The organism is Halomonas sp. AOP30-A1-24 (assembly GCF_052378165.1).
Taxonomy (GTDB): domain Bacteria; phylum Pseudomonadota; class Gammaproteobacteria; order Pseudomonadales; family Halomonadaceae; genus Vreelandella; species Vreelandella citrativorans.
Genome location: NZ_JBQSXL010000119.1, coordinates 1 through 213, shown reverse-complemented (window position 1 = coordinate 213; position 213 = coordinate 1). Strand labels below are relative to the sequence as shown.

The window sequence follows — 213 nt, the reverse complement described above, 5'->3', positions numbered from 1 at the left end:
GCGAATCCGTAAAGTACGCATCCGCTGCCGGGGACGCCCAGCGTTACCAGCGGTGAAGAAGGTGAAAACCTTCGGTTTGTCAGGAAGTTAGCGAGGTTTAAGTCGCTTGCTTCACCCGCTGAAAACAGCGGTTGACAAACATCAGGAAGTGCGTAGAATACGCCTTCCTCGCTGAGGCAAGCGGCTCCGGTCATCGAGTCGAGTGTTGGTAGT

At 54.9% G+C, this 213-nt stretch carries 1 protein-coding gene; it reads right to left on the bottom strand.

The features are described from left to right. The coding region (locus tag ACT3TJ_RS18125) for a hypothetical protein (protein WP_444666152.1) at window positions 1–213 on the bottom strand (213 nt) is incomplete at both ends.